Source organism: Methyloceanibacter sp. (assembly GCF_051306395.1).
Taxonomy (GTDB): Bacteria; Pseudomonadota; Alphaproteobacteria; order Rhizobiales; family Methyloligellaceae; genus Methyloceanibacter.
In genome coordinates this window covers 1-8,121 of record NZ_JBPPND010000231.1, presented here as the reverse complement: position 1 = coordinate 8,121, position 8,121 = coordinate 1, and the positions used below count along the sequence as shown (strand labels likewise).

Annotated in this window: 6 protein-coding genes; 4 read left to right on the top strand and 2 right to left on the bottom strand. The window is 65.4% G+C overall.

The features are described 5' to 3' along the window. Positions 1-74: 74 nt before the first annotated feature. From ACSLE4_RS12445 to ACSLE4_RS12435, 3 genes are all read left to right on the top strand, one after another. Positions 75-1,880, top strand: coding sequence for a phosphoenolpyruvate carboxykinase (GTP) (locus ACSLE4_RS12445; protein WP_435904758.1), 1,806 nt, complete (start codon positions 75-77; stop codon positions 1,878-1,880). 135 nt (positions 1,881-2,015) lie between these two features. After that, positions 2,016-3,533, top strand: a complete 1,518-nt coding sequence (locus ACSLE4_RS12440) for a gamma-glutamyltransferase family protein (RefSeq protein ID WP_435904757.1) — start codon at positions 2,016-2,018, stop codon at positions 3,531-3,533. A 115-nt stretch (positions 3,534-3,648) separates the two neighbouring features. After that, positions 3,649-4,341: a glutamine amidotransferase gene (locus ACSLE4_RS12435; RefSeq protein WP_435904756.1), complete on the top strand. Its 693-nt coding sequence runs from the start codon at positions 3,649-3,651 to the stop codon at positions 4,339-4,341. Positions 4,342-4,443: 102 nt separating this feature from the next. Here the strand turns inward: ACSLE4_RS12435 and ACSLE4_RS12430 are convergent, their stop codons facing one another. Further along, positions 4,444-4,935, bottom strand: a complete 492-nt coding sequence (locus ACSLE4_RS12430) for a hypothetical protein (RefSeq protein ID WP_435904755.1) — start codon at positions 4,933-4,935, stop codon at positions 4,444-4,446. An 83-nt stretch (positions 4,936-5,018) separates the two neighbouring features. Here ACSLE4_RS12430 and ACSLE4_RS12425 point away from each other — a divergent pair, with 83 nt between their 5' ends. Continuing rightward, positions 5,019-5,273: a hypothetical protein gene (locus tag ACSLE4_RS12425; protein WP_141701352.1), complete on the top strand. Its 255-nt coding sequence runs from the start codon at positions 5,019-5,021 to the stop codon at positions 5,271-5,273. A gap of 171 nt (positions 5,274-5,444) precedes the next feature. Here ACSLE4_RS12425 and polA read toward each other — a convergent pair. Continuing rightward, on the bottom strand, positions 5,445-8,121 hold a 2,677-nt coding region (polA, locus tag ACSLE4_RS12420; protein WP_435904754.1), incomplete at its 5' end, for a DNA polymerase I.

Genomic DNA, 8,121 nt, shown 5'->3' with positions numbered 1-8,121 from the left:
TGAGTTCAGGGTAGCTAGGGGGCGATCCAAAGCGATTTTTTATCCGTCAATTCGAGATCTAGGGACGAAACCGTATGAACGTTCAGTCGAAGATTGCGCCCACCACGAACAAGAAGGTTCTGGCGTTCGTGGAAGAAGCAAAAGAACTTTTCAAGCCGGACTCCGTCTATTGGTGCGACGGCTCCAAGGAAGAGTATCAGGCGATGCTGAAGGCGCTGGTCGACGGCGGAACGGCGATTCGGCTCAACGAAGATAAGCGCCCCAACTCCATTCTCGTCCGCTCCGATCCCAAGGACGTCGCCCGCGTCGAGGACCAGACCTATATCTGCTCCGAGAAGAAGGAAGACGCCGGCCCGACCAACAACTGGGCCGATCCCGCCGAGATGAAAGAGACGCTGAGGAAGATTTACGACGGCGCCATGCAGGGCCGCACCATGTATGTGGTGCCCTATTCCATGGGCCCGGTCGGCTCGCCCATCGCCGGCATCGGCGTCATGGTTACGGACTCGGCCTACGCCGTCGCCAACATGCACATCATGACTCGCGTGGGCGACAAGGTGTGGAAGGCGCTCGGCGATTCGGAAGATTTCGTGCGCGGCATGCACACGGTCGGCGCGCCGCTCACCTCGCAGACCCAGGCCGACGTGCCGTGGCCGTGCAACGCGACCAAGTACATCTCGCATTTCCCCGAGACGCGCGAAATCTGGTCCTACGGCTCCGGCTATGGCGGCAACGCGCTGCTCGGCAAGAAATGCCATGCGCTGCGCATCGCGTCGGTAAAGGCGCGCGACGAAGGCTGGATGGCCGAGCACATGCTCATCCTTAAGCTCACCAATCCTGAAGGCGAATCGAAATTCATCGCCGCCGCCTTCCCGAGCGCATGCGGCAAGACCAACCTCGCAATGCTCAACCCGACGATCAAGGGCTGGAAGGCCGAGACCATCGGCGACGATATCTGCTGGATGAAGTTCGGCGAGGACGGACGTCTTTACGCGATCAACCCGGAGACCGGGTTCTTCGGTGTGGCGCCCGGCACCTCCGATCATTCCAACTACAACGCCATGCGCACGCTGGATGCGAACTGCATCTACTCCAACGTCGCGCTCACCGATGATGGCGATGTGTGGTGGGAAGAAATGACGAAGGAGCCGCCGGCCCACACCGTGGATTGGCTGCGTCGCTCCTGGACGCCGGACGCCGGACGCCCGGCAGCGCATCCCAACTCGCGCTTCACCGCCCCCGCCGGCCAGTGCCCGGTTATCGCGCCGGAATGGGAGGACCCCAAGGGCGTACCGATCGACGCCATCCTGTTCGGTGGCCGCCGCGCCTCGGTCGTGCCGCTCGTCACCGAAGCGGAAGACTGGAAACAGGGCACGTTCCTCGGCTCCATCATGGCCTCGGAGAAGACCGCCGCCGCTGCGGACGCAAAGGGCGATATTCGCCGAGACCCGATGGCCATGCTGCCCTTCTGCGGCTACCACATGGGCGACTATTTCGCCCATTGGCTGAAAATCGGCGAGAAGGGCGGCGATAAGATGCCGAAGATCTTCTACGTGAACTGGTTCCGGAAGAGCCCCGAGGGCAAGTTCCTGTGGCCGGGCTTCGCTGAGAACTCCCGCGTGCTGAAGTGGATCTTCGAGCGCTGCGACGGCACGGCGGAGGCCATCGACACGCCGATCGGCAAGGTGCCGGCGGAGGGCGCGCTCGACACCGATGGCCTCGATGTCGGCGAGGCCGACCTCAAAGAGCTGCTCAGGGTCGACACGGAAGGCTGGAAGTCCGAGATTCCCTCGATCAAGGAGCACTACGAGACCTTCGGCGACAAGCTGCCGGGCGGCTTGAAGGAAGAACTCGGCGAGCTCGAGAAGCGTCTCGCCTAGCCTCGCGGTGCCGGCGAAAGCCGGTAGCCAGCGTCAATCTTATCTCATGGCCGGGCGGCAGTGCCCGGCCATGAGTCTTTCAGGCTGGGAGCAACGCTCTTGCCGCGCTGCGCGCTTCGCCTTAGGCAACTCCGCATGAGCAAGGGACACAGCATCGTCGCGGCGGGGCATGAGCTGACCGTCTCCGCGGCCGCCGAGATTCTCGCCGACGGTGGCAACGCCTTCGACGCGGGCGTGGCGGCGGTATGCATGGCGTTCGTGGCCGAAGCCGTGTTCTGCTCGCCGGGCGGCGGCGGCTTTCTCATGGCGCGCCAGGCGGGCAGCCATAAAGTCAAGCTGTTCGATTTCTTCGTGGAGACGCCGCTGAAACGGCGCAAGGCCGACGAGGTCTCGTTCTTTCCCATCGAGGCCAATTTCGGGCCCGCCACTCAGGAGTTCCATATCGGGCTGGGGTCGAGCGCGACGCCCGGCATGGCGCCGGGACTTTTCGCCATGCATGAGGCGCTGGGCAGGCTGCCGATGAAGCGCCTGGTGGAGCCCGCCGTGGAGGCCGCGCGCAAAGGCTTTCCGCTCACCGCGTTCCAAGCCTATCTCTTCACCGTTATCGCGCCCATCCTGCAAGAGAGCGAAGGGACGCGTGCCATTTTCGCGCCGGACGGCAAGCTGCTCGAAGCGGGCGACACCTTCCGCAACGAAGGGCTGGCCGAGACGCTTTCGTGGCTGGCCGAAGACGGTGCGCGGCTTTTCACAGACGGAGACGTGGGACGGGCCATTGCCGCGCAGTCGCGCGACCGCGGCGGTCATCTCACGATGGAGGACTTGACGCGCTACCGCGCCGAGCTGCGCGAGCCGCTGCTGTGGCGTTACGGCAAGGCGACCGTCGCGCTCAACCCGCCGCCATCGGCCGGCGGTGCGCTGATCGCCTTCGGGCTCGCTTATCTCGAAGCGTTGGCCGCGTCGGGCGAAGCGATCGATGCGCGCGCACTGCACGCCGCCATGGCCGCCACCAACGAGGCGCGGGCGCGGCACGGCGAAGGACTGGCGGAGCGTCTCGCGGGCGGCGTACTGGCGGAGGAAATTCGCAAGGCCGCGCGGCACCCACAAGCCTATCGCGGCACGACCCATATCAGCGTCATCGATGGCGACGGCAACGCCGCCTCCGTCAGCCTCTCCAACGGCGAGGGCAACGGCTTCATCGTCGGGCAGCACGGCTTCATGCTGAACAACATGCTGGGCGAGGAAGACCTTTGCGAGCATGACAACTGGCGCGAAGGCGTGCGGCTTTCTTCCATGATGGCGCCCACCATCATCATGGAGCCGGACGGCACGGTAACCGCGCTCGGCACCGGCGGCTCGAACCGCATCCGCACCGCTATCCTGCAAGTGACGGTCAATCTGTTGGTGCACGGCATGCGCGTCGAGGACGCGGTGACCGCGCCCCGCATTCACGTGGAGCGCGACGGGACCACGAGCTTCGAGCCGGGCCTGCTGGAAGACATGGAGACCGCGCTGCGCGCACTTGGCGAGAAAGCCCGCGCCTGGCCGGCGCAGAACCTGTTTTTCGGCGGCGTGCATGCCGCGCGCTGGCACGAGAAGCGGGGCGTGGAAGGCGCCGGCGATCCCCGCAGGCAGGGCACGGCGCGGACGGTCTGAGTTGGGCCTGTGTCGTAAAAGGCCAAGCGTGCGCCGCTAATTGACAACAGGTCCGGCGTGGCGGGCGCGATGATGATCTTCGCCCGAAAGCCGGGGAAGCGATAAGGGGACCCTCATGCAGAACGCCGTCGCCATCTATCATGTGGCTTTCGAGGATACCGGCACACTCGGGCCCGTGCTCGACGAGCGCGGAGTGGGCCTCAATTATCTACAAGCCGGCGTCGACGACCTGACCCCCGCGCTGGGCGCCGATCTCGTTCTGGTGCTCGGCGGGCCCATCGGCATTTACGAGATCGACCGCTACCCGTTTCTCAAAGACGAACTCGCCATCGTCGAGAAGGTGGTCAAGAAGGGCACGCCCGTGGTGGGTATCTGCCTCGGCGCACAGGCGCTCGCCGCCGTGCTCGCCGCGCGCGTCTATCCCGGCCCGCAAGCCGAGCTCGGCTGGGACGAGCTGATCTTGACCGACGAGGGCAAGGCCTCGCCGCTTGGCGTTTTGGAAGGCTTGCGCGTGCTCAACTGGCATGGCGACACCTTCGATCTCCCGTCAGGCGCCACGCGTCTCGCCTCGACCCCGCTCACGCCGAACCAGGCCTTCACCTACGGCTCGAATGTGCTGGCGCTGCAGTTCCACGTGGAGCTGGCGCAGCACAACATGGAGCGCTGGCTGATCGGCCACACGCTGGAGCTCGCCAAGAACAAGGTCGATCTGGCGCGGATGCGCGAGAACACCGCGCGCTACGCCCCGCCCACCAACGAGGCAAGCCGCAAACTGTTCAATACCTGGCTCGACGGGCTGCCGGCCTAGACCCTATCCGCTCGTCCCCGCGAAGGCGGGGACCCATACGAGCAACTGACGGACGTTTATTATGCTCTGGATTCCCGCTTATGCGGGAATGAGCGGAGGGGCCTAATCGGCGTCGGTTGCGACCGCCGACTCCCCGACAGTCGTGGGCAGTTCCTTCGTCTCCGGCGCCTTCACCACGTCACCTTTCGCGTTCCACCAGGTCGTGGCGTAGGTCACGCCGCCCTCCCGCTTGACCAGGTGCGTCCACACCTCCTCGCCCGGATAGTAGAACACGGTCCACGGGCCTAAGGCGCCGCTGGGAATCGCGCGGAAGGTCACGAGCACCTCGCCGCCCGGCCGCACATCGCCCTTGCTTGCCTCGATCACCCGCAGCTTGGCGAGATAGCCGGGCAGTTCCTCGCCGGTCTGAGGATCCTTGGTGATGCTGGTGCAGGTCACCGACATCACGCGCACCAGCGCCACGAGGTCGCTGTTCTCCATGAGCTCCTCGTCCGACATGGGCGCCGGCAGGGAGAGCGCCGGTAGCGCGAGAAAAGCGGTAAGGATGAACGCCGCGGCAGCGCTAAGGGCAGGGCGGACGGGGATAAGCTGCATGGGACCTCCTAGGTGGGTTCGTGAGTTTATCTTGAGGACCGCCATCACGTGAACAATCGGCAATCTGGGAGGAGACGACAACGATGGTGAATATCTATCTGTTTATCGAGCTGCTGCATTCGGCCAACGCCATGGCGACGCTCGACACGATCAAGGCGCTGGAGCTGGCCAACTGCAAGTTCGCCAATGTGGTGATGCTGTCCGACGAGAAGCTGGTGGCCCAGCTCGACTGCAAGGACTCCACCGACGGCGACAAGGCGATCCTCAACAAGATCGCCAAGGTCGAGGGCGTGGTGCAGACCAATATCGTCGCCGTGGTCCGCCCGACCAAGGGGTAGTGGGCCTCAATCCTCAAACGTCGTCATGCCCGGCCTTGTGCCGGGCATCCACGTCTGAGACCGCCGCGAAGAAAATCGTGGATCGCTACCCGGGTCCGGCTCCGCCGGCCCGGGCGCAGGCTCACGACAAGCCCGGCCATGACAGGGAAGGGGGCTGGGCGAAGAGACCCCCTAATGCGCGGCCTCCCAGTTGTCGGCGGCGCGCGCGTCCACCTGTAGCGGGACTTTGAGCTTTAGCGCCGGCTCCGGCGCGCGCTCCATCACGCTTTGCGCGATCTCCATGGTCTTCTCGGCTTCGTCTTCCGGCGCCTCGAAGATCAGCTCGTCATGGACTTGCAGCAGCATGCGCGCGGAGAGGCCTGCTTCGTCCAGTGCATCCGCCATGCGGATCATGGCGAGGCGGATGATGTCGGCGGCCGAACCTTGGATCGGCGCGTTGATCGCCGCGCGCTCGTAATTGCCCCGCAGGCTCGGGTTCTTGGTGTTGATCTCCGGGTAGTGAACCTTGCGCCCGAACAGCGTCTTGACGTAGCCGGTGCGCCGCGCCTCCGCCTTCATCGCCTCCATGTAGTCCTTGATCCCGGGAAAGCGCTCGAAATAGGTCTTGATGTAGGCGGCAGCCTCGCCGCGCGGGATGCCGAGCTGCGCCGCCAAACCGACGGCCGAGATGCCGTAGATGATGCCGAAATTGATTGCCTTGGCCCGGCGTCTGATCCCAGGGTCCATGCCCTCGATGGTCACGCCGAACATCTCGCTCGCGGTCATGGCGTGAATGTCGAGGCCGTCGGCGAAGGCTTGGCGCAGCGTCGGCGTGTCCGCCATGTGAGCGAGCACGCGCAACTCGATCTGGCTGTAGTCCGCCGAGATCAGCTTCTTGCCCTTCTCGGCGACGAAGGCCTTGCGGATCGAGCGGCCTTCCTTGGTGCGCACCGGGATGTTCTGCAGGTTCGGCTCTTGGCTGGCGAGGCGGCCCGTGGTGGTCGAGGCCAGCACATAGCGCGTATGCACGCGCCCCGTCTCGGCGTGGATGTAGGCGGGAAGCGCGTCCGTGTAGGTGCTCTTGAGCTTGGCGACCAGCCGCCAGTCGAGCACCTTGCGCGGCAGATCGTGGCCTTCCGCCGCGAGCTCCTCCAGCGCCGCCGCGTCCGTGCTCCAGGCCCCGGTCTTGGTGCGCCGCCCGCCGGCAAGGCTCATCTTGTCGAACAGGATCTCGCCGAGCTGCTTGGGCGAGCCGATATTGAACTCTTCGCCGGCAAGCTCCCGGATCTCGTCTTCGAGCCGGGCGATGGTCTGGGCGAAAGCGCCGGAGAGGCTGGCGAGCGTGGAGCGCTCCACCTTGATGCCAGAGCGTTCCATCGCTGCGAGCACGCTCTGCAACGGCCGCTCCAGCGTCTCGTAGACCGTGGTGACGGACTCCGCGGCGAGCCGCGGTTTGAGCACCATCCAGAGGCGGAGCGCGATGTCCACTTCCTCGCCCGCATATTCGGCGGCGCGCTCGACCGCGACACGATCGAAGCCGACCGCCGCCTTGCCGGTGCCCATCACCTCTTTCTCGGTGAGGCAGGTATAGCCGAGCAGCGAGCCCGCGAGCTTCGGCGGCAAATGCTCCGCGCGGCCGGCGTCCAGCGCATAGGACATGAGGCAGGGATCGTCGATGGCCCGCAGCGCGATGCCGTAGCGGGCGAGCGCCACCATGTCGGGCTTGGCGTTCGACACGATCTTGAGCACAGCCTCGTCTTCGAGGATCGGCTTCAGCATGGCAAGCGCCTCGCGCAACGGAATCTGCGCGATGACCGTCTCGCCGCCGAGACCGAGCTCGTCGCCCGCACTGTGCCCGAGTGGCACATAGGCCGCGTGCCCGGGAATGAGCGCCAGCGCCACACCGGCGATCTCGCCGGTCATGGGGTCGGCCGAATTGAGCTTCACCCGGAAGGCGAAATGCCCTTGGAAGCGCGCGGCCTCCAAGAGATCGGCGAGGCGCTCCGTCTCGGTCACCGTCTCGTAGTTGGCGCGGTCGAAGGGGATGTCTTCGAGCCTGCCTGCGCGCTCGATGGCGAGTTCCGCCGGCGAGCCGCCTTGCACCGCGATCTCGCGGGCGGGGCCGGCCTCGCCGCGCGGGCTCTTGCGCAAGGGATGATCGTAATCGTCTTTTTTCTTGCGTGGGGTTGCGGCGGGCTTCGCCTCGCCTTCGGGAAGCTCGGCGCCCAAACCTTCCGCCACCCGCCGCAGCAGCGTGGAAAATTCCATGTGCCGCATGAAGGCGGTCAGCACGTTCGGGTCGGGCAGGTGTACGGCGGTGTCGGCCAAAGGCACGTCGAGCGGGGTTTCGCAATCGAGCGTGACCAGCGTCTTCGACAGGCGCGCCTGCTCGGCGAAGGCGATCAGGCTCTCCCGCCGCTTCTGCTGCTTGATCTCCGAGGCGCGCGTGAGCAGCGTTTCCAGATCGCCATACTCGTTGATGAGGAGCGCGGCGGTCTTGACGCCGATGCCCGGCACGCCCGGCACGTTGTCGGAGGTGTCGCCGATCAGCGCCTGCACCTCGATGACCTTTGATGGCGGCACGCCGAACTTCTCGATCACGCCCTCTTCGGCGATCACCTTGTTCTTCATGGTGTCGTACATGCGAATGCCGGGGCGGACGAGTTGCATCAGGTCCTTGTCGGAGGAGACGATGGTCACGTCGGCACCCGCCTCCCAGGCCTGAATCGCGTAGGTGGCGATCAGGTCGTCGGCCTCGTATCCCCTTTTCTCGATACACGCGACATTGAAGGCGTGCACTGCGTCGCGAATCAGGGGGAACTGAGGGATGAGGTCCTCCGGGGCCTCCGAGCGGTTCGCCTTGTAGCCC